The 20,634-nt window shown below is 71.8% G+C and carries 19 protein-coding genes; 6 read left to right on the top strand and 13 right to left on the bottom strand.

The features are described from left to right. Positions 1–37: 37 nt before the first annotated feature. The 5 genes from IPK24_00095 to IPK24_00075 form a co-directional block, all read right to left on the bottom strand. Positions 38–3,130 (bottom strand): LysM peptidoglycan-binding domain-containing protein, encoded by a 3,093-nt coding sequence (locus IPK24_00095; protein ID MBK8073974.1) that lies wholly within the window; start codon positions 3,128–3,130, stop codon positions 38–40. Beyond that, a complete protein-coding gene (locus tag IPK24_00090) occupies positions 3,127–3,588 on the bottom strand; it encodes a hypothetical protein (protein ID MBK8073973.1) in 462 nt (153 codons plus the stop codon). The genes IPK24_00095 and IPK24_00090 overlap by 4 nt, the downstream gene beginning before the upstream one ends. Beyond that, a complete protein-coding gene (locus IPK24_00085) occupies positions 3,585–4,046 on the bottom strand; it encodes a pilus assembly protein (GenBank protein ID MBK8073972.1) in 462 nt (153 codons plus the stop codon). Before IPK24_00085 ends, IPK24_00090 begins: the two co-directional genes overlap by 4 nt. A 2-nt stretch (positions 4,047–4,048) precedes the next feature. After that, positions 4,049–4,381: a pilus assembly protein gene (locus IPK24_00080; protein MBK8073971.1), complete on the bottom strand. Its 333-nt coding sequence runs from the start codon at positions 4,379–4,381 to the stop codon at positions 4,049–4,051. Positions 4,382–4,464: 83 nt separating this feature from the next. Beyond that, positions 4,465–4,653, bottom strand: a complete 189-nt coding sequence (locus tag IPK24_00075) for a hypothetical protein (protein MBK8073970.1) — start codon at positions 4,651–4,653, stop codon at positions 4,465–4,467. Positions 4,654–4,960: 307 nt separating this feature from the next. Between IPK24_00075 and IPK24_00070 the strand changes: the two genes are divergently transcribed. The 3 genes from IPK24_00070 to IPK24_00060 all read left to right on the top strand — a co-directional run bounded on the left by IPK24_00070 (position 4,961) and on the right by IPK24_00060 (position 7,849). Beyond that, entirely contained in the window at positions 4,961–6,280 is a 1,320-nt protein-coding gene (locus tag IPK24_00070; GenBank protein ID MBK8073969.1) for a class I SAM-dependent methyltransferase, read from the top strand. Positions 6,281–6,385: 105 nt separating this feature from the next. Continuing rightward, on the top strand, positions 6,386–7,225 hold the full coding sequence (locus tag IPK24_00065) for a Type 1 glutamine amidotransferase-like domain-containing protein (protein ID MBK8073968.1): 840 nt from the start codon (positions 6,386–6,388) through the stop codon (positions 7,223–7,225). A gap of 6 nt (positions 7,226–7,231) precedes the next feature. After that, a complete protein-coding gene (locus IPK24_00060) occupies positions 7,232–7,849 on the top strand; it encodes a hypothetical protein (GenBank protein ID MBK8073967.1) in 618 nt (205 codons plus the stop codon). An 85-nt stretch (positions 7,850–7,934) separates the two neighbouring features. On the opposite strand, the gene IPK24_00055 is transcribed toward IPK24_00060, so the two are convergent. Continuing rightward, positions 7,935–9,176, bottom strand: a complete 1,242-nt coding sequence (locus tag IPK24_00055; protein MBK8073966.1) for an AGE family epimerase/isomerase — start codon at positions 9,174–9,176, stop codon at positions 7,935–7,937. Between the two features lie 234 nt (positions 9,177–9,410). On the opposite strand from IPK24_00055, the gene IPK24_00050 reads away from it, so the two are divergent. From IPK24_00050 to IPK24_00040, 3 genes are all read left to right on the top strand, one after another. After that, complete coding sequence (locus IPK24_00050) at positions 9,411–11,006, top strand: hypothetical protein (protein ID MBK8073965.1); 1,596 nt, start codon at positions 9,411–9,413, stop codon at positions 11,004–11,006. A gap of 123 nt (positions 11,007–11,129) precedes the next feature. Next, positions 11,130–13,025 (top strand): hypothetical protein, encoded by a 1,896-nt coding sequence (locus IPK24_00045; protein ID MBK8073964.1) that lies wholly within the window; start codon positions 11,130–11,132, stop codon positions 13,023–13,025. Positions 13,026–13,242: 217 nt separating this feature from the next. Then, the gene (locus IPK24_00040) at positions 13,243–13,446 is read left to right on the top strand and encodes a cold-shock protein (GenBank protein MBK8073963.1); all 204 of its coding nucleotides are present in this window, start codon (positions 13,243–13,245) and stop codon (positions 13,444–13,446) included. 101 nt (positions 13,447–13,547) lie between these two features. Here IPK24_00040 and IPK24_00035 read toward each other — a convergent pair whose 3' ends face one another. The 7 genes from IPK24_00035 to IPK24_00005 form a co-directional block, all read right to left on the bottom strand. Then, positions 13,548–14,270, bottom strand: coding sequence for a hypothetical protein (locus tag IPK24_00035; GenBank protein ID MBK8073962.1), 723 nt, complete (start codon positions 14,268–14,270; stop codon positions 13,548–13,550). 235 nt (positions 14,271–14,505) lie between these two features. Further along, positions 14,506–15,696, bottom strand: a complete 1,191-nt coding sequence (locus IPK24_00030; GenBank protein MBK8073961.1) for an amidohydrolase — start codon at positions 15,694–15,696, stop codon at positions 14,506–14,508. Next, positions 15,696–16,724, bottom strand: coding sequence for an ABC transporter ATP-binding protein (locus IPK24_00025; protein MBK8073960.1), 1,029 nt, complete (start codon positions 16,722–16,724; stop codon positions 15,696–15,698). Before IPK24_00025 ends, IPK24_00030 begins: the two co-directional genes overlap by 1 nt. Continuing rightward, a complete protein-coding gene (locus tag IPK24_00020) occupies positions 16,721–17,623 on the bottom strand; it encodes an ABC transporter ATP-binding protein (protein MBK8073959.1) in 903 nt (300 codons plus the stop codon). Before IPK24_00020 ends, IPK24_00025 begins: the two co-directional genes overlap by 4 nt. Before the next feature lie 76 nt (positions 17,624–17,699). After that, positions 17,700–18,548, bottom strand: coding sequence for an ABC transporter permease (locus tag IPK24_00015; protein ID MBK8073958.1), 849 nt, complete (start codon positions 18,546–18,548; stop codon positions 17,700–17,702). Positions 18,549–18,613: 65 nt separating this feature from the next. Then, on the bottom strand, positions 18,614–19,612 hold the full coding sequence (locus IPK24_00010) for an ABC transporter permease (protein ID MBK8073957.1): 999 nt from the start codon (positions 19,610–19,612) through the stop codon (positions 18,614–18,616). Further along, positions 19,609–20,634 (bottom strand): ABC transporter substrate-binding protein (locus IPK24_00005; protein ID MBK8073956.1); only part of this gene is annotated, 1,026 nt, incomplete at its 5' end. The genes IPK24_00010 and IPK24_00005, both read right to left, overlap by 4 nt.

The following is a 20,634-nucleotide window of genomic DNA, read 5'->3' as shown; positions in this document are numbered from 1 at the left end:
TCACGGCAAGCGCGGTCCTCTGTAAGCCGGACGGTCGTCACCCGTTCGGACGCACCGCCGCCAGCAGGGCCAGGGTCTCGGGCTCCAGGTCCGATCCGAGGGCCTCGGTGATCGCCAACAGCCGGTCAATGGCCTCGGTGACAGCTGCTCGATTGCCCGCCTGGTGAGCGGTCAGGATCCTCAGTCGCCACAGCGGCTCCCAGCCGGGCTCCACCGCCAGTCCGACGGCCAGAGCCGCTTCGGCCGCCCGGTAGCGGCCCTCGGTCAGCCGGCGGCGGCCGACTTCGTGGGCGGCGTCCACGATCTCGGTGATCATGCGACGGCGGATTCGATCGGCCCAGGCGTAGCGCTTGGGATGCACCCCGTCGAACGGACGGCTGCGCACCAGGGCGAGGGCTGTCTCCAGGTCCTGGGTGGAGGTCGCCTGCGCGCCATCGGCGACCAGGTCGAGCCAGAGCTGCCAGTCGGTGCGCACCTGCGGCAGCAGCCGGTACTCCCGCTCGGCGGCATGGCGCGGCAGGTAGTCCTCGTCGTCGTCCGTGCGGCCCAGCCAGGAGCGGGCCTTCGAGGTCGCTGTGTGACGGGTGTTGAGATTGTCCTCGGTGCGCCGGTCGGGCCAGATCGCCTCGTCGATCTCACGATGCGCGGCGCCGGGGTGCAGTGCCAGGTACGTGATCAGCTCCGTCAGCCGGGCCCGACGCGACGGTTCCACCGATCCCCGGGCGCCGTCGATGCGCACGGTCCCGAGCACCCGCACCACGGGGTGAGTGGTGTCGGGCGCCGGGGCGGGGGCCGCCACCGGCACCGGCGCGGCGAGATCCTCCTCGATCGCCACCACCGTCGCCAGGTCGGTCAGGGTGGGCTCGGTCGGCATCGCCACATGCCGGCCGCCGCTCGGCCCACCGTCGCCCGGCCCACCGTCGACAGGTTCGTCGGCCGGCCGGTCGGGATCGGCGAGGGCGATCAGCTGCAGCACGTCGTGGCGCACGGCGTCCTCCAGCACCTGGGGACGCAACGTCACCCCGATGGGAGCCAACAGACCGGGCCGATCGTCCGCGGGAATCTCCAGCGACCAGGGGCCCGGGGCCTGACCCGCCACCACGACGGCATGGGCGGTCCCCGCCAGCGACGGCAACACGTCGGCGATCTGGCGGTGCTGCTCGGCGTCCAGCGGCCCGGCGATCAAGAGGATCTCGGGGATCCAGGTATCGGCGGCGCTCGCCGCGGCGCGGGCCGAGCGGACGTCCGGCAGGCCACACGAGGCGAGCAGTTCGCGATCCCGGCTCGCCCGAGCGGCCAACTGCTCCACCACGCGTCCCAGGGCCGGTTGGTAGCGGATCCGCCCAGTCGACAGCACGTCCTCCAGACCGGCGAACTCCCCCACCACGGTCAGCCGGACGTCGTCCGCCCACGACGACGTCGCCAACTCGACGGTGATCGCGGCCAGCGCCGCCCGGGTGCGGTCGGGGGGACCGGTCAGGCCGAGGCCCCCCAGGTACTCCAGGTCGACCAGGAAGTGCGCGTCGTCCGGGTCGTGGCCGAGGGTGACCAGAGCCGGGTAGGGCGCCGGGATGTCCGCCAGTTGGCGGGCGTCGGCCACCGGGGCCTCGTCGGGCTGCAGCCGCCAGACCGTGCCCTCGCCGCTGCCGGCCGGCGTGGTCCAGCCCGAGGGCAACACGGCCGGCTCGGCCAGGTACAGCTCGAGATGACTCGGGGTGAGCCGGACGGCGCGCACGGCGGGCAGGTGCCGACCGGCGGCATGGCAGTCGCGGGCCAGGGTGCGCAGCGCCATGTCGACGGTGGCGACACCGAGCGGATCGGCCACCACGTGGAGGGCGTTCTCGGTGGACGAGATCGCGGGTGGTGTGATCAGCGAGGCCGCCCGTTGCCCGGGGCGTCGCCGCAGGTCCTGGAGCCGGCGCCGGGCGCCGAGCGTGCCGACCAATCCGGCGGCCAGCAGCGCTCCGACCCCACTGCCCGTACGCACCAGCCAGGGAGCGCCGTCGGCCAGGCCGTCGTCCGGGAGCACCGAGCTCGTCACCACAGGCGGAGTCGGCACGGGCGGAGTCGGCACGGACGGAGCCGGCGCGGGCAGAGCTGCTGCCGGTGTGGCACCCCAGGCGGGATCGACCACGGCCGTGGGTTCGGCCGTGGGTTCGGCCGCGTCGTCCGGCAGCGTCACGATCCAGCCCGGTCGCAACAGATCGGGGTCGGTCAAGTGCCCGCCGTCCGGCTGCACCGTCGCCTGGGAGGACTGGAAGAGCCGCGGCCACTCCTGTCCGTCGCCGAGGCGGTCCTCGGCGATGTCCCACAGCGACTCACCGTCGGCCACGATGTGCGGCGGCGTGGCGACATCGCCGGTCGCGGTGTCGCTGTCCGGGCGTGCGGCCGGCGTCGGGGTGGCCCGACCGGTCTGACGTGAGGGCACCACCAGCCGCCAGCCCGGTGTGATCCAGTGCGAGTCGGTGAGTGCCTCGCCATCGGCCTGGACTCGCCCGTAGTTGAGGCGGGCGATCTCGCCGAAGCGCGCGCCGTCCCCGAGGTAGCGCTCGGCGATGGTCCACAAGGTCTCGCCGTGCGCCACCACGTGCACGGCCTCGTCCCGGCTCGCCGACATCACGGTGGCCGGCGCCGTCGGCGGGCTCGCCGGCCCGGCGCGATGGGTCACGGCGACCGTCACCGGGGCCGGCGCGGCCATCGATGCCCGCAGCGGCCCGGTCGCTCCGACGGACAGGCTGATCGAGCTCAGCGCCGGCTGCGGCATCGGCGCGGCACTCGCTGGTTGGGCCACCAGGAACGTGGCGGCGGCCGCGGTGACCAGGGAGCGTGCCAGACCCTGCGGCACGGACAGTGCCGGCCAGTGAGGGACCGGCAACCCCCGCAGCCGCGACCCGATCTCGACCACCAGGGCGGCGGTGAGCACCAGCCAGGCCCCCCACGCGACGAGCCGAGCCAGGGCGAGCAGCAGCGTGCCGTCGTCCGGGGCGGTGAGGGCGGCACGGGCGCGCGACCAGGACGTGAACAGGTCCGGCACCGGGCCGGCCCCGATCGCGATGAGCAGCAGCGGAACTCCCGCCACCACGGCGATGATCGCGAGTACGGCGAAGGCGCCGGTCAGGCGTCGTCTCATGGTTGAACTCCTTGCTGTACTCCCTGCAGTGCCTGGGTGATCCGAGCGGTCGAGGTGCCGTTCAGTGACCGGGGGCCGAGCCCGACCAGGCCGAGGATCACCGGGCTGTACGAGGCACTCGCCGAGACCGTGACCGTGTCGGCCGAGACCTGCACCGTGCCGGTCATCCCTGCCGTGCTCAGATACAGCTGGCCTGCCTGGACGGCGCGGGCAGAGTCGACCGCCGGGCCCTCACCGCGCATCGCCCGGGGCGCGTCGGCGGCCTCCGCGGCGGCCCGTGCTGCCTGCCGGGAGACGTCCTGGGCGCGTTCGAGGGTGTGCACCAGTCCGCTCAGGTCGACCGCCACGCCGACGAACATCACCAGGATGGTCGCGGCGATCACGGCGAACACGCTCACCGCGCCTGCGTCGTCGCGGTCGTCGCGCGCAGGGTCCGGCCGGTGCTCGTTCCGTCTCATCCGCGTTCCCGGAAGGTGTCCAGCGGACTGGTGACCGTGGCGACCACCTGCCGACTCCCCGGGACCCCCGGAGCGACCAGGTCACTCAGGTCGACGGTGCAGCTGACGGTCGCCGAGACCGTGGCCGGCGTCCCCACCGCCACCGCGAACCCTGCGGTGTCGAGGTTGACCTGCAGCGCCGTGCAGCGCAGACCCTCGGCGGCGAGCGTGGCAGTGGCGGACACCTGAGCGGTGCCCGTGGCCGCGCTCTGGGTTCGGGCGATGGACGCCGTGCGGGCGGCGTCCGCCGCTGCGGCGTGGACCGCCTGGCGTGCCATGGCCACCCGTCCTCCGTAGATCGTCAAGGTCAGGAACATCAGCAGGGCGGGAGCGAGGATCACCGTCTCGACCGAGGCGGAGCCCCGCTCCCTCGCCCGCTCCCTCGCCCGCTCCCTCTGCCCGGCCCATCGCCACGTCATGGTCAGCTCACCCGTTCCACCGGGGCCGAGGCCTGCTGGCTGATCGCGAAGCCGGGGTAGCCCGGCACCAGGCTCAGGGACGTGCCGGTGACGGTGACCGTGACGGTCTGGGCGGTCCGGTCGGCGCTCACCTGGCTGCCCGCCAGCAGGTCATCGGCGACACGGGCGAGGAACGCGTCGGCGGCGGCCTGGCCATCAGCGGCCGTGCCGTCCTGCACCGCGGCTGCCCGCACTCCCTCGCGTGCGGCCGAGAGGGCCACGCTGCGGGCGTAGTAGTGCAGGCCGGCCTGCACCACGATGAAGATCAGGGCGAGCAGTGCCGGGAACAACACCACCAGTTCGACGGCGGCCGAGCCTCGGTCACGCGGGTGAGCCCAGCCCGGCGCCCGGCGTCCGGAGATCGTGATGGCAGCCGCCGTCAGATCTTGCCTGCGTACTTCGTCACGCCGGCGATCAACGCGGCGATGGCCACCACGGTGACGGTGACCAACCCCGCCGTGATGATCACCTGTTCCACACTGACCGAACCGTCGTCCTGGACCCGCTGATCGGTCAGTCGCTGACGCAGCGTTGACCACACGGCCCTGAAGACCTCGATGTGGAGCATGTGAGACCCCTCTCGGTGACGCCCTGTATCTCGAACTGCCCATCAAAGGTGATGTCCGGGATGATCCTGTGACAGCTTGGCGGAAAACTTCGCCCCATCTCCCCCGGTTTGTCGGTTCTGTGTCATCCATCCGATCCGTGCCCGAGGCCTCTGTCGGCCGCACTCCCGCACGGGTGATGTCCGGGCAGGGTGTCGGGCGCATTTGTCCGATGGCAGGGCTCTGACCTGCGACATAGAGTGTCGTCGCCCTCGCTTCTGAGCGGTTCCGACGATCTCTGGTTACTGTATGCAACCACGGGAGTACTACATGGCAACGCTGTTCAGTCCGTGGCGGACGGCACCCACCGCCGCCGACCTACGCCTGGCCGACATCGTCGATCTCCTCACCGAGACCCCGGTCGCCTTCCGGTTCAGTGCCTATGACGGCAGTCGCACCGGACCCGAGGATGCGGCAATCGGTCTTCACGTCACTTCGCCGCGCGGCGTCGCGTATCTGGCGACCGCGCCCGGGTCGCTGGGTATGGCCCGGGCCTACGTAGCCGGCGACCTCGACGTGCTCGGTGTCCATCCCGGCAACCCTTATGACCTGTTGGTGGCCCTCGGTGAGGGACTGCACTGGCGTCGTCCCGACCCGGTCACCCTCGCCCGGGCGGCTCGGGCGCTCGGCGTGGCCCGCCTGGTGCCGCCCCCGCCGCCGCCGCAGGAGGCGCTGCCGGACTGGCGTCGCGTCCTGTACGGCATGCTGCACTCGCGCACCCGGGACGCCGAGGCGATCCACCACCACTACGACGTGTCCAATGCCTTCTACGAGATGGTGCTGGGCCCGTCGATGACCTACACCTGCGCCTGCTATCCCACCGCCGATGCCACCCTCGAGCAGGCCCAGGCGGCCAAGTACGACCTGGTCGCGCGCAAGCTCGACCTGAAGCCGGGCATGCGGCTGCTCGACGTCGGCTGCGGCTGGGGCGGCATGGTGCGTCACGCCGCGCGCGAGTACGGCGTCTCGGCGCTGGGGGTGACCCTGTCGCGCGAGCAGGCGAGCTGGGCGCAGCAGGCCATCGAGCGAGACGGCCTCGGCGAGCTGGCCGAGGTGCGCTACGCCGACTATCGCGACGTCGCGGAGACCGGCTTCGACGCGGTGAGTTCGATCGGGTTGACCGAGCACATCGGGGTGGCCAACTATCCGGCGTACTTCCGCTTCCTGCGGCAGCGGTTGCGTCCCGGTGGCCGGCTGCTGAACCACTGCATCACCCGGCCGGACAACGATCACGTCCCTCGGGTCAAGCGCGGATTCATCGACCGGTACATCTTTCCCGACGGGGAGCTCACCGGTGCCGGAAAGATCATCACCGAGGCGCAGAACGCCGGGCTGGAAGTGCGCCACGAAGAGAACCTGCGTGAGCACTACGCCATGACCTGCGCGGCATGGTCGGCCAACCTGGTCGCCCACTGGGATGCGTGTGTGGCCGAGGTCGGATTGGCCACCGCGAAGATCTGGGGCATGTACATCGCCGGATCGCGCCTGGGCTTCGAGCGCAATCAGGTCGAACTGCACCAGGTGCTGGCGATCCGCCTCGGCGACCACGGCGAGTCCGGCATGCCCCTCCGCCCCACCTGGCTCTCCTGACCAACCCACCCCCAACCTGCTCATGCTCCGCAGGTGCCCGCTCATGCTCCGCAGCTGACGCTCTCGCATGGCCTGTAAACGTTTCCACCTGGTCACCTGCGGAGCATGAGCGGGTTGGTGGGAGGCGGGCCGGTGGCCCTGGTCGGGTCCGGGGAGTATCTGCCGGTGATGGACGACGTCGAGCAGGCGCTGCTCGCGGCCGGCAGTTCGGCAGTGGGCACCCCGGCCGGCACGCGTCCTCGCTTCGTGCAGTTGGCCACGGCGGCCGCCCCGGAGGGGGCGTCGTCCCTGGCCCGCTGGCACGCCCTGGGCGCGGCGGCCGCCGAGCGCGCGGCCGCCGAGCAGGTCGTCGTTCCCGTGGTCGATCGGGCGAGCGCGGACGACGCGCGCCTGGCCGCGCTGCTGGACGGCGCCGCGTTGATCTACCTTTCCGGCGGCAACCCCGGATTCCTCACCGAGACGCTGGCCGACACCGCGGTGTGGCGGGCGATCGTGGCGGCCTGGCAGGCCGGAGCGGCACTGGCCGGGTGCAGCGCCGGGGCGATGGCCCTCGGCGCGCGGGTGCCGCGGATCCGTGACCTGCACGCCCCACCCATCGCCGGCCTGGGGGTCGTGCCGGGAGTCGAGGTGATCCCCCACTTCGATGCCTTCGAGCGCCGCTTCCCGGGCCTGATCGCCGCCCGCGCCGCCGACCCGGCGCCCGGCGTCCAGTTGCTGGGGATCGACGAGGACACGGCCCTGGTGACCGGCCTCGGTTCGGTTATCGACGTCCCAGCTGGGACGTCCGAGTCGTCCGGGACGCCGTCGTGGACCGTGATGGGACGTCGCTCGGTCTGGTTGCTGGACCCCTCCGACGCCACCGGAGCCTTACGTCAGGAGTTCCCTGTCGGGGCCACCGTGCTCGCGCGGCAGGTCCTGCCGCCCGTCATGCCAGCGCCGTGGTGAGGCGAGATGACCGCCGAGGCACTCCTGGGGACTCCACCGACAGGCGAGTGCATCGTGATGTCGAGTGGCCGCAACGCCTATCGCGCCGCGATTCCTCCCGGTCTGGTCGGCATCGCCTGCCTCTACGGGGCGATCACGGTGGGGGATGCGGTGTTCTTCGCCGGGGCCGTGGCGTTCTTTGCCTTCGGTGCGGGTCGTGCCGCGCTCTGGTACCACTGTCGCGACGACTCCCTCTGGGACGACGGCACGCACCTGCTCTGGTCGCGGGGCAACCGGGTGGTGACCGCCGTGGCGTGGGCCGACCTCCCCCTGGTCTGGGTCGATCGGTTGTCGTGGCCGCCGGAGTGGAGAATTGGCGGACGCCGGCGCCTGCCCGACCCCACCCTGCCCGAGCTCTGGGTGCGCGCGACCACCCCTCCTGTGGGCAATCAGATCGGACTAACGCCGGACTTCCGCTTCGCGACCCTCGTGCTCATCAGGCGTCGAGACCTCGACAGTGCCTGTACTGCTCTGGCTCGTTCGTGCGCGCGTCACGGCGTCGAGTTCGTGTCGGAGAGCAGCGGCCGGTGGCTCGGCACCCGCCGCGATGCGGTCCCGTGGCGTCGACCTGACCGCAGCCCCTGACGCCGGGCGAGGCTTCGTCGAGTTGACCACCGTAGTCGGTGGACAACTCGACGAAGCCCAGCGCGATCAGGGTTCGATCAGCCGGTCAGCCCGCCAAGGAAGCGGCGAAGCACGGGGTCAGCGGCAGCAGCGGGATCAGCACCACCTGCAGCGCGTGATAGGTGTCCGGACGCCCGTCCCACGTCACGGTCGACGGGCTGCCGTCGGGGTTGACCTCCATCTGCCACCCCGGCCGACCGTCCAGGAAGTACCGCTGCGCGTAGTCCCACATCCGCTCGTACCAGTCGGCGAACCGCTGCTCGCCGGTCACCCGGTGCAGTACGGCCGCCGTCGCGATGCCCTCACACGTCACCCAGTGAAAGTGCTGCTCCACCACGGGAGTTCCGTCCCAGTCGGTGGTGTAGCAGATGCCGCCGTTCGCCTGGTCCCAGCCGTCGGCCAGCGCCCGGTCGAACAGGCCGACCGAGGCCTCCCGCAACCAGGCGTGCGTCCCGGCGTCGAACATCCCGTCGGCGATCAGACTCGCCTCCAGGTGCAACAGCAGCCGCGCCCACTCCAGCCCGTGCCCGGGCGTCGCCCCATACGGACGGAACGGGTGCGCCGGCGCATCCCGGTTGTACTCGGGCTGCTCGCTCCAGTCCGCGGCGAAGTGCTCCGGCACCCGCCACTCGTGGCCCCGCGCGCCGGCGTCGATGATCCGTGAGGCGATCCGCAACGCCCGATCGCGCCACAGCCGATCGCCGCTGGCGTCCGAGGCCGCCAGGTAGGCCTCGACGGTGTGCATGTTCGCGTTCGCGCCGCGGTACGGGTCGCAGTCTGTGAACGTTCGATCCCACTCCTCGCGCACCGCGCCCGCCTCCTCGTCCCAGAAGAACCTCTCCTGGACGGCGAGCGCCTCGGCCAGCAGTTCGCGTCCCCCGGCGCGGCCGGCGGCCGTGGCGCTCGCCCCGGCCAGGACGACGAACGCGTGCCCGTAGGCGCCCTTCGGGGCGTTCACGTCTGCCGGCGACTCGGCGTCCGGGTCGGTGAACCAGCCGCCGTTCTCCGCGTCCCGGTACAGCCCGCGCAGTGCCGCCACCCCGTGGTCGATCAGCGCGGCGTCCTGCTCGCGGCCCAGCAGGGCACCCAGGGCGAAGCAGTGCGTCATCCGCGTGGTGATCCACAACGGCCGGCCGTGTTCCGGAGCGAGCCGGCCGTCGCCGTCCAGCCAGCCGAACCCGCCGTCGGCCCGGCGCGAGGCCGTGGCGCCGTCCAACAATCGCGAGGCCTCCGTGAGCAACCACTCACGCGAGGGCCCACCCAGTGTCTCGAGCGGTTGAACCGGCAGGTGGGAGGGCAGCTGGGTCGACACCGGAGGGGCTCCTTTTCACACGATGGGGCGTTGGAGGGACATGTGCACGCTTGCGCCCAACGGGGTGAACGTGTCCTGATGGGGGTGCGGCACCAGTCGCAGCGGGTACGTCCTGCTGCGGGGCGAAGTTCATGAAAACACCGCTGGCGGGCTCTATGTGCAACAACGCGAAGCGCGATACCGTCTGCGCGGGGTGACTGGAGGTTGTCCGTGAGTAACAAGGCGCGCGGGCCAGACGACGTCCCTGAGGGCGCCGCGCCGGTGCCGGACGACCGAACCACGGACCTGACGGACGCCGACCGGCCCGGGCCGGACGTCACATCGGACGTCACCTCGGACCAACCGACCACCTGGCTGTACCCCCTCGATCTCACCTCGGCCATCACCGTCGAACAGTCCGGCAGCTCGTTCATCTGCCGCCCCGAACACATCTTCGCCGCAGCGACCCCGGCCTGGGGGTTGTCGCAGAACGACCTGGCCGCGGCCCGCACGCTGGTGCACGCGCGGGCAGGTTCGACCCGCAGCAGTACGACCACCGCCACCCCGGCCGAGCCTGCTGAGGACGGTATCGCCGAGGCGTTCGTCGACCTACTGCGGCACGAGGTCATTCCCAAGGTCGACGGCTTCCGGGTGGTGCGGTTGGTGCCGCCGCCCGAGGCGCGTGGCGAGCGGCCGATCACCGAGGGCCGAGCCTCGGCCGTCGTGGTCGGCGAGCGGGTCGTGGTCACCTGGGTGCGCCACGTGGTCGATGCCCCCCACGAGGCCCCGACCACGCTGGCCCATCTCGATGCGGTCAACCACTTCGAGGTGCCCGAGACCCACGGCATGTTGCTCTGGACGGCGCCCAGCGGCCGCGAGGTGCCGGTCGCCTGGGCCACCAAGTACCTGCCCCGAGCCCGCGACGGCTGGGACTGGTGCATCGATCTGACCCAACGCGCGCTCGGCGTCGACCCGGACGACATGCCGCGTCCGCCGACGTCCAGCGGCCCCAAGGGCATCGCGGTGGACTCCTGGGTGCACGACTTCCCCGCCCGCCTGGCCCGGACGGCGGCCAAGTTGCACCTCGCCCTGGCCACCCGGTCGACCGTCGTGCCCGAACCCACCGCGTCGGCGTCGGCCGATCTGGTGCGGGCCTGGCACTCCGCGGCCACCGAGCGGCTGGCCGCCGCGACCCAGGTGGCCCGTGACGGCCTGCTCGAAGGGGTGGCCGATGTGCTGCTGCCCCGCCTGGAGGCCCTCACCGCCACCGTGAACCGACTCGCCGAGGTGGCCGATGCCGTCGAGGCCGGGACCGGCCCGCCGGTGACCATTCAGCGGGTGCACGGCGACCTGCACGTGGGCCAGGTGCTGCGCTGGCCGGGCGGACTGGTCGTGGTCGACTTCCACCCCAACCCGGTGGTCGAGTTGGCCGGCCTGTCGGTCAGCCAGGCGATGGCCCCGGCCGCCCGCGACATCGCGCGGCTGTTGCGCAGCCTCGACCACGTCGCCCGGGTCGTCGACAAGGGCACCGGCTTCGCGATGACCCCCGCCGTGGACGCCTGGAGCGAGAGCGCCCGGACGATGCTGCTGGACACCTACCGCCTCGAACTGGAGTCGGCGGGTCACCCCGAGTTGCTGGACGAGCGGCTCATCGCGCCCTTCGAGGCCGAGCAGCTCTGCCACGAGATCGTCTATGCCGGCCAGTACCTGCCGAGCTGGGTCTACGCCCCGCTGGGTGGGCTGTGGCAGTCGTTCGAGGTCACCCCCCAGGCCCCGGACGACGCCCCGTCGACGAGCGCCCGCCGAGGCCGTCGCGCCAAGTCGTGATCACTGTTCGATCGCGGTTTCCCACCGCTCGACCGGGGTGGACGGTGATCCAGCGGTGATCATGAGGCCGGATGGGACCTCGGGCTGTCTCCAGCACCTCCCAGTTGGGGCCACACTCGTGGCATGAGCACTCCCGATGCACCGGGATTGACCTGCCCCACCTGCCACCAGGGACACCTCGTCACCGGCTCCGATCCGGTCGCGACCTGCCCCACCTGTGGTCACCGAGCCGCAGCGGCGCTGGTCGCCGAGGCGATGTGGTTGCGCGGCGAGCAGCAGCGGCTGGTCAACCGGCTCACCTGGGTCGAACAGCAGATCGCGGCGGGGCAGACGAGCGTGCCACCGGGTACGGCAGCACCCGGGACGGCGCCGGCCCCCAGTGGCGCGCCCCTGCCGACCCGCGCCCCCGTGACCGCGCAGGGTCTGTTGCTCGGCGGCGGCGCCCTGTTGCTGGTGGTCGCGGCCATCGTGTTCACGGCCGTCGCCTGGAACAAGATCGGTCCCGCCGGTCAGGTGGTGACCATGCTGGGGGTGATCGGCCTGCTGAGCGGCGTCTCGCACCTGATGCGCCGCCGGTACCGCTCGACCGCCGAGGCCCTCGCGGTCGCCGCTGCCGCGGTCGCCGCCGTCGCGCTGCTCGCCGCTCCCGGCCTGGGGCTGGGGGCCGAGTGGATGCGCACCCGGGATGCCGCGTGGGCCACGGTGGCTCTCCTGGTGGTGGCGGCGTTCTCGGTCGTGATGGCCCGCCTCGGCGGACTGACCGCCTGGCGGATCGCCGCGGTCGTGGCGATGGGTGCCTCGGCCGTGGCGGCCACCTTCGCCATCGACGAGCCGGACGGCGGCCCGCAGCCGCTGGCGGTCGCGGTCCTGGCGGCAGTCTCGGCCGGCGTCCTGCTCGCCTCGAGCCGCCGACCCGACCTGCCTCGTGAGGCCGTCTACCTCGGCGGCGGACTGGCCGTCATCAGCGTGCTGTTCGGGATCGGTGACCTCGAGCGCGGGCTGAGCTGGGCGCTGACCTGGGCCGTCATCGGCGGTGCCGCCACGCTGGTGGCCCGCACACCGGCACCTTCGGGCCTGCCTCGGCCGCTGAAGGCGATCTGGGTCTGGCCGGCGGCCATGGCTGCCGGGATCGCCGTGGGCCAGGTGGCCGCTCGGCTGGCGGCGCACTCGAACCTGACACCCGACGTGGCCCTGGTCCTGCTGGGCGTCCTGGGCTGCGCGATCTTCGGCACCGGTCAACTGGTCGTCCGTCGGTGCCGTCCCTGGTCGATCGTCGCGGGGTCCGGCGCGATCACCTGCTGGCTGCTCGCGCTGCCCGCGGCCGAGTCGCTGATGTGGTCCTCCCGGAACGCGGCGAACCCGGGGAACGCGGAGCCGGTGTCGAGCCTGCATGCCGGCGCGGGCAGTCTGTTCTTCGCCCTGATCGCGATCACGCTCGTGCTGGTGGCCCTGCTCGTTCCCGTGGCTGCGGTGCGCGAGGCGCTGCTGCTGCCCTGGGCCGGGGCGATCCTGGGAATCGTCGCGCTGTGGATCCTCTGGGTCGACCGCGATGTCGACCTCCTCGAGAACTGGACCCTGCCCGCCGCGGGGTTGTTGCTGCTCGCCGGGCTGGTGAGTGCTCGCGGCGTCCGGCGCCTGCCCCTGGGTGAACTGGTGCGCACCACGCCCTCGCTGTGGCTGGTCGGCCCCGCCCTGGCGATGGCACTGCTGCCCTCGGCGGTGGCGACCTGGCCCGATGTGATCGACCGCCATCACCTGCTGCGCACCCTGGTGGTGTTGGTGGTGGCCGCGGTGATCGCCGTCGCCGGCGGTCTGGGCAAGGTGCTGGCCCCGCTGTTCGTCGGGCTGGCCGGACTGCTGCTCGTGGCCCTGGGGCAGGTGTGGCAACTGGCCGACATGGTGCCGCGCTGGGTGACGCTGACCCTGGTGGCGCTGGTCCTGCTCGCGGCGGGCTTCTCCCTGGAGGAGCTCACCCGTCGCGGGCGCCAGGTGCGTCGGGCCGTGCACGAGTTCCGCTGACGGGGACCCGAATTGATCTCGGGTACCTCCAGGGGTGGCGCGATCGGCTGATCGTGCTAATCTCGTCCCGGTTGCAGCTGCAGTTCCCGTACGTTCTCGAACGCCCGCGGAGTTGTCTCCGACGGGCGTTTTCCCGTTGGGGGAGGCCTCAACTGGCACCGGTCACCTGACCGGGCCGCATCACCCCCAGACAGCAGTCGCATGAGGAGAACACAGCATGACCCAGGGAACCGTGAAGTGGTTCAACGGTGAGAAGGGCTTCGGCTTCATCACCCCCGACGGCGGCTCGGCCGACGTCTTCGTCCACTTCTCCTCCATTCAGACCGAGGGCTACCGCTCGCTCGAGGAGAACCAGCGCGTCGAGTTCGAGGTGACCCAGGGCCAGAAGGGTCCGCAGGCGGCCAACGTTCGGCCGATCTGACCCTCTGATCCAGAGGTAGTCCCGCTTCATCAGCAGTGGCCGTCACGCTCCGGCGTGACGGCCACTGCTGCCGTTTGGAGTGTTGTGCGTGCGGTCTGCGCTCAGCCGCGCAGCGACCGCAGCGGCCGCAGCACGGTGGCCACCAGCTCGCCCAGGGTCGGCAGGTGATAGCCGCCCTCCTGCACCAGCACCATCGGGACGGCGCGTGCCACCTCGGCGAGCAGCTCACCGAGGGCGCCGAACCCGGTGGCGCTGACCTGCAACGGGCTCTCCGGATCGTCCGCGGCAGCGTCCACCCCGAGTGAGACCACGACCGCCTGCGCCCCGAAACCGCCTGGCCCGCAAGCCGAGGCCTGTGCGATCAGGTCGCGGACGGCGTCCAGGAAGGTCTGATCCCCACTGCCCGGCGGTAACGGCCGGTTGTGGTTCGTGCCCTGCCCCGCACCGCTGCCGGTCTCGTCGGCGAAGCCCACGTAGTGCGGGAACCAACCTGCCCCGGGGTCGACGTGCACCGAGCCGTACCAGACATCGCCGCGGTCGTAGAAGATCTGCTGCGTGCCGTTACCGTGGTGGGCGTCCACATCGAGCACGGCGACGCGCTCGAATCCCCTGGCCCGCAACGCCTCCGCGGCCACCGCAGCGTTGTTGAGGTAACACGATCCCCCGTAGGCGGACGCCAGCAGAACAGGCCGGTCAGTCCGTGCGGCGCCACCGGACGGCGTCCGTCGTGGTGCCCCGAGCCGTCGAGCAACCCGGGAATGGGGAACACGTACGGAACCACCCGGTCGGCCTGGGCCCAGTCCGGGTACCCGGCGTCCTGCCAAGTGGTCGCCGCCGTGCGCAGGAAGTCGAGCAACTCCGGCGTGTGCACCCGGGTCAGCAGGGCGTCGAGCCCGACGAACGATCCCGGCTGGTCGAGGCTGAATCCGTTGTCCACCAGAGCCTCACGCATGGCGGACACCCGGTGGGGCACCTCGGCGGCAGGCGTGCGTCGTCCGAGCCAGATCTCGGCCCGGGGGTCGTGGTCGGCGGTGGCCGGGTCGGTGAGAATCAGCATGGTCACGTCTCGGTGGAGTGCGCCAGCACGGCCGGGTCGCGGCCGATCTGTACCGCGGTCAGCACCAGCGCGGCGACGGCGTCCAGCAGCATCTGGATCCCTGGCTCGGCCAGGCAGTGCGCCACGAACTCGGCCTGGTGGTTCGAGATCGGCCAGGAGTGCACCGACATCTCGGCGTGTAATCCGGGCAGCCGCTGGCTGACGTTGCCGAAGTCGGTCGACCCGCTGATCCGCTGGGCCTCGGGCTCGACGGCCCGCCGCCCCAACGCCTGGCAGGCCGCGGTGAAGGCGGTCACCAGACCCGGGTGAGGCCGCAGCGGTTCGTACGCATGGCCGTGCTGGGTGATGGTCACCGTGGTGCCGGTCGCGGTGGCGGCCCCCTCGAGTGCGGCGCGCACCCGCTGCATCAGGTCGTCCAGGTCGTCGACCGAGGCCGCCCGCAGGTAGTACATCGCCTCGGTGTGGTCGGGCACGATGTTCGGCGCCGCCCCACCGTGGGTGATGATGCCGTGCACCTGCTGGTGGTTGCGCAGGTGCTGGCGCAGCAGGCCGATCGCGACGTACCCGGCGATGAGGCCGTCGAGGGCATTGCGACCCAGGTGTGGCTCGCTGCTGGCGTGCGCGGTGCGCCCGTGCACGCTCACCTGCCACTCGACGATGGCCAGGGCCTGCGGCCCGTAGTCGTCGTACGGGCTGGGGTGCACCATCAGCGCGGCGTCCGCATCGTCGAAGGCGCCGGCGGCGAGCAGGTCGATCTTGCCGCCGCCGGTCTCCTCGGCGGGGGTGCCGAGCACGGTGACCCGCACCCCCAGGTCGTCGGCGAGTTCGGCCAGCACCAGGCCGGCGCCCAGTGCCGTGGCAGCGATCAGGTGATGCCCGCAGGCCTGGCCGACCTCGGGCAGCGCGTCGTACTCGGCGCAGAACACCAGGTGCGGCAGCCGGCGTCCGTCTGGCCCGGTGCGCGGCCCCGCCGTCGCGGTGAACGCGGTCGCCAGGCCGTACGCCGGGTGGGTCACCTCGAGCCCGTGCCGGGCGGCGACCTCGGCGCAGCGCCGCGACGAGGCGAACTCCTCGTAGGCGAGCTCGGGCTCGGCGGCCAGCCGTCGGGCGAGGTCGACCAGCTCGCCGCGATGCCGGTCGACCGCCGCGCGAACCCGACTCACCCAGACGGGCGAGAGCACGTCGTCCGACATCACGCCTCGGTCGACGGTGCCAGCGGGGCCGTCGCAGCGTGGCAGGCGGCGACGTGCCCCTCGGCGTCCGACGCACTGATCACCGCGGGCGAGGTCTGCTCGCACCGGGAGCGCAACGCGGCGCCGTCCGGGGCGTCGGCCGCCGAGGCGTACAGCGGGCAGCGCGGCCGGAACCGGCACCCGCTCGGCATCCGCGCGGCGTCCGGCGGCTCGCCCACCAGCACCTGGGGTGCGGTCTGCGAGACCTCGGGGACGACGGACAGCAGCGCGCGCGTGTACGGGTGGCGCGGATCGCCGAGCACCTCCTCGACGGTGCCGATCTCGACGATCCGGCCCAGGTACATCACCGCGATCCGGTCGGCGATGTTCCAGGCCAGGCCGAGGTCGTGGGTCACCACGAGGACGGTCAGTCCCTGCTGCTCGCGCAATTGCAGCAGCAGCGCCAGGATCTCGCCGCGCACCGAGGCATCCAGCGCCGACACCGGTTCGTCGGCGACCAGCACCTGCGGGTTCAGGGCCAGTGCCCCCGCGATGACCACCCGCTGGCGCTGACCACCGGACAGCTCGTGTGGATAGCGCAGCAAGAAGCGTTCCGGTGGCCGCAGTCCCGCGGTCGACAGTGCCGTCGAGACCAGCTCGACCTCGTGGCCCGGCACGTCGTGGATGCGCAGGCCCTCGGCCACCGCCTCGAACACCGAGTGCCGTGGGTTCAGCGCCCCGGTGGGGTCCTGCAACACCAGCTGGACGGCGCGCCGGTAGGCCTTGACCGCGCGGCGTCCGGTGGGCACCGGGGCGCCGTCGTGGCTGACCGTGCCGGCCGTGGGATGCTCCAGCGCCAGCAGGCAGCGGGCCAGAGTGGTCTTGCCGCACCCGGATTCGCCGACCAGCGCGAGGATCTCGCCACGACGCAGGTCGAGATCGACGCCGTCCACGGCGCGCACCACGTCGTGGCCGCGGCGGAAGTGCACCTGCAGGTCACGCGCGCTCAGGGCCGGACGGCCGGTGGCCTCGTCACCCGGACCGGTCATGACGACACCTCCTCGATCACGCCGGAGGCTTTGCGCGGCAACGGGTTCAGGCAGGCCAAGCCGTCGGCGTCGAGCCGCACGTCGGTGGTGGCACAGGCGTCGACGACCCGCGAGCAGCGCGGCGCGAAGGCACAGCCGGTCAGCTCGGCTGCCAGATCGGGCGGGTCGCCGGGCACGCCGCGGGGGGCGAACCGGGACGCGGCGTCGCCGATGGTGGGGAAGGCCGCCGACAGCCCCTCGGCGTAGGGGTGGCGCGGCCGGTCGAACACCGTGCGGGCCGGGCCGTGCTCGACCACCCGCCCGGCGTACATCACCTCGACCCGATCGCACTCGGTGCCCAGCACCGACAGGTCGTGGCTGATCACGATCAGGCCCAGCCCGCGCTCGCGCACCAGGGAGCGCAGCAGGTCGAGGATCTGCGCCTGCACCATGACGTCGAGGGCGGTGGTCGGCTCGTCGGCGATGAGCAGCGCCGGATCGCAGGCCAGCGCCATCGCGATCATCACCCGCTGGCGTTGCCCACCGGACAGCTGATGTGGGTAGGCCGAGGCTCGCGAGGCGGGGATGCCCACGCTGTCGAGCAGCTCACCGACCCGCGCGTCCGCCGCCTCGCGACTCACCCGGCGGTGCAGCATGATCGGCTCGGCGATCTGGCGGCCCACCCGCTGCACCGGGTTGAGCGCGTGCAGGGCACCCTGGAACACCATGGACGCCGTCGCCCACCGGGTCCGCCGCAATGCGCCCCAGGTCATGTCGAGCACGTTCGCGCCGTCCAGCAGCACCCGCCCGGTGACCTCGGTGCCGGCGGGCAACAGCCGCAGCACCGCCTGGGCGACGGTCGATTTGCCGCAGCCCGACTCGCCGGCCAGGCCCACCACCTCGCCGGCGGCGACCTGCAGGTCGACCCCCGGACGGCGTGCACCGGGCCACCGCGGGTGGCGTAACGGACGTTCAGATCCTCGAGCTGCAGCAGGGTCACGACCGGCCTCCGCTCCGGGGGTCGAGCACGGCCTCGGCCGCGCGGCCGATCAGCATGAACGCCAGCACCACCGCGACCACGCACAGGCCGGGTGGCAGCACGTACCACCAACTGCCCGAGGTGATCGCGCCCGAGGCCTGGGCGCCGTCCAGCATGGTTCCCCACGACGGGCGGTTCGGGTCACCCAGGCCGAGGAACGACAGCGTGGTCTCGGACAGGATCGCGATCGCCACCACCAGCGTGGTCTTGGCCATCACCAGCGGCATCACGTTGGGCAGCACGTGGCGGGTCATCTGATGCCAGTCACCGCCGCCCAGCACCCGGGCCCGCTCGAGGTAGGGACGTCCCTCGACGGCCAGCGTCTGAGCGCGCACCAGCCGGGCGGTACCGGGCCAGGAGGTCACCCCGATCACCACGATGATGTTGAGCAGCGATCCCCCGAGCACCGTCGCCAGCACGATCGCCAGCGGCAGGAACGGGATCACCAGGAACCAGTCGGTGAGCCGGTTGAACACCTCGCCCAGCCAGCCGCGGTAGTGCCCGGCCGCGATGCCGATCACCGCGCCGAGTACGACCGAGATGGCCGTGGCGGCCAGTCCGACGAGCAGCGAGACCCGACTACCCCAGATCAGCAGGGTGAGCACCGAGCGCCCGGTCTCGTCGGTGCCCAGCGGGAACTGCCCGTCGGGTGCGGCCAAGGCCTTGCCGGTGGCCTTGGTGACCGCGAGGCCGTCGGCGTCGGCCAGCAGCGGGGCCGCCAGCGCGATGAGCACGAAGACGATCAGGATCGCCAGGCCGGCCAGCCCACCGCGATGGGTGCGGTAGCCGTCCCAGAACTGGCGCATGGCCCGGAGCCGGCGTTGGCGCCGCAGGGCGCGAGCCGACAGGGTCGAGAGGGCCGACGAGGTGGTCACGACAGCCTCACCCTCGGGTCGAGCAGGCCGTACAACAGATCGGCCACCAGGTTCGCCAGCACCACCGAGACCGAAAAGATCAGGAACAACCCCTCCAGCAGCGGCACGTCCGGCCCGGTCAGTGCCTCGTAGGTGAGTTGGCCCAATCCGGGCCAGGAGAACACCGTCTCGATGGTGATCGCCCCCGAGATCACGTAGCCCAGGTTCATGAAGATCAGCGTGATGGTGGGCAACAGCGCATTCGGGACGGCGTGCCGGCGGCGTACCAGCGCATCGCGCAATCCCTTGGCACGCGCGGTGTTCAGGTAGTCGGCACCCATCTCGTCGAGCAGCGAGGAGCGCATCACGGTGACGTACTCGGCCAGGTAGGCCAGGGTCAGCGCCAGGCAGGGCAGCACCAGGTGGGCGATCAGGTCGTCCAGCTGGGCCCAGGTGCCGGCGCTGTCGGTGACCGAGCTCATCTGCCCGCTGGGGAACAGCCCGGGCAGGCCGCCCACCCCGGAGGAGAAGACGATCAGCAGCAGCATGCCGAGCCAGAATTCGGGCATCGCGTACAACGCCACGCTGGCGGTGGTGGCGAGCTTGTCGAAGGTGTGCCCGCGCCGCCAGGCGCTGCGGATGCCGATCCAGATGCCGAACACCGAGGCGAGCACCGTGGCGGTGCCGACCAGCAGCAGGGTGGGCCAGACCCGGTCACCGATCACCTCGAACACCGGCTGACGGAACTTCAGCGACAACACGTCGGGGTTGAACGGGTTGCGGACGTAGGCCCAGAACTGCTCCCACTTCGACCCGTCCAGGTGCATGCTGCGCCGCAGCGCCGCCAGCTGCTCCGGGTCGACCTGACGGCCGCGGGTGTAGCTGCGCAACGCGTCGCCCGGCAGCATGCGGAACAGGAAGAAGTTGAACACCAGCACGAAGATCAGGGTGAGGATCGTGGTGCCGACCTGACGCACCGCCCACGGCACGCGAACGGTGCCGATCCGGGTGCTCACTCGCGCACGTCCTCGAGCAGCCGGTTGCGCCGTCCCAGCCCGTAGCCACCACCGAACCCGGCGAGCACCCCCAGGACGCCGAGCACGACCCAGGTGGGCGACACCCCGCCCGAGCCGGTCGCGGTGGCGGCCGGCGCCTGGCTCGCGGCGGCAGCCTTCGCCGCCGCGGCATCGGCGACCGTCATCACGGCACGGTAGGAGTGGGTGCCCTGCTGGAAGAGCAGGACGCCGTCCGGGTCGGGCTGGTGCACGAAGCCGGTGAACTTGTCGCTGCGGTAGGCCTGCAGATCGTCGTAGTAGTAGGTCACCAGGTAGCCCATGTCGTCGTAGAGCATCTTCTGCATCTGCTTGACCGTCGCGGCGCGCTCGGCCGGGTCGACCTGGGTCTTCTGCTGCGCGTACAGGGCGTCGTAGGCGGGGTTGCAGTAGAAGCTGTCCGACAACCCGGCGAGGATCTTGCCGTCCTCCTTGTAGGAGCGCTGTTCACAGGTGAAGGTCGACAGCTGGTAGTCCGGGTCGGGCTCGACCCCCCAGCCCCACTCGAACAGATCGAACTCGCCGGTGGCGACGGCCTCGGTGAGCTGGTCCTCCGAGATCGTCTTCACGGTGATCTTCAGGCCGATCTGGTTCAGCCACTCGGCGACGAATTGGGCGGTGGTCTTGGACCCCTGCGACTCGCTGCGCGCGAACAGGCGCAGCGCCAGCGGTTTGGTGCCGTCCGGCATGGTGCGGATGCCGTCGGCGCCCTTGCGGTAGCCCGCGTCGTCCAGAAGTTGGTTGGCCTTGGCCAGATCGAAGGCGTACCGGTCGGCGCCCGGGTCGTAGTGCAACGAGGTGTACATCGGCGGGATCACCCCACCGCCCGGGCGGCCATGGCCGCCGATCGCCCGCTTGACCAGGGCGTCGAGGTCGACCGCGTGCGCGATGGCCTGGCGGACCCGCTTGTCCTTCAGTGCCGGGTGCCCGTCACCGATCGGCGTCCCGTCGGCCAGCGCCGCGCCCTGGTTGAACGCGATCTCGTC

This window comes from Kineosporiaceae bacterium (assembly GCA_016713225.1).
In the GTDB taxonomy this organism is placed as follows: Bacteria; Actinomycetota; Actinomycetes; order Actinomycetales; family Kineosporiaceae; genus JADJPO01.
This window is presented reverse-complemented; position numbering and strand designations above follow the sequence as displayed.

Bases quoted from the DNA above. Each gene is read 5' to 3' on its own strand.
- IPK24_00095 (MBK8073974.1), bottom strand. From the start codon at position 3,130: ATGAGACGACGCCTGACCGGCGCCTTCGCCGTACTCGCGATCATCGCC.
- IPK24_00090 (MBK8073973.1), bottom strand. From the start codon at position 3,588: ATGAGACGGAACGAGCACCGGCCGGACCCTGCGCGCGACGACCGCGAC.
- IPK24_00085 (MBK8073972.1), bottom strand. From the start codon at position 4,046: ATGACGTGGCGATGGGCCGGGCAGAGGGAGCGGGCGAGGGAGCGGGCG.
- IPK24_00075 (MBK8073970.1), bottom strand. From the start codon at position 4,653: ATGCTCCACATCGAGGTCTTCAGGGCCGTGTGGTCAACGCTGCGTCAG.
- IPK24_00070 (MBK8073969.1), top strand. From the start codon at position 4,961: ATGGCAACGCTGTTCAGTCCGTGGCGGACGGCACCCACCGCCGCCGAC.
- IPK24_00065 (MBK8073968.1), top strand. From the start codon at position 6,386: ATGAGCGGGTTGGTGGGAGGCGGGCCGGTGGCCCTGGTCGGGTCCGGG.
- IPK24_00060 (MBK8073967.1), top strand. From the start codon at position 7,232: ATGACCGCCGAGGCACTCCTGGGGACTCCACCGACAGGCGAGTGCATC.
- IPK24_00045 (MBK8073964.1), top strand. From the start codon at position 11,130: ATGAGCACTCCCGATGCACCGGGATTGACCTGCCCCACCTGCCACCAG.
- IPK24_00040 (MBK8073963.1), top strand. From the start codon at position 13,243: ATGACCCAGGGAACCGTGAAGTGGTTCAACGGTGAGAAGGGCTTCGGC.
- IPK24_00030 (MBK8073961.1), bottom strand. From the start codon at position 15,696: ATGTCGGACGACGTGCTCTCGCCCGTCTGGGTGAGTCGGGTTCGCGCG.
- IPK24_00025 (MBK8073960.1), bottom strand. From the start codon at position 16,724: ATGACCGGTCCGGGTGACGAGGCCACCGGCCGTCCGGCCCTGAGCGCG.
- IPK24_00015 (MBK8073958.1), bottom strand. From the start codon at position 18,548: ATGCGCCAGTTCTGGGACGGCTACCGCACCCATCGCGGTGGGCTGGCC.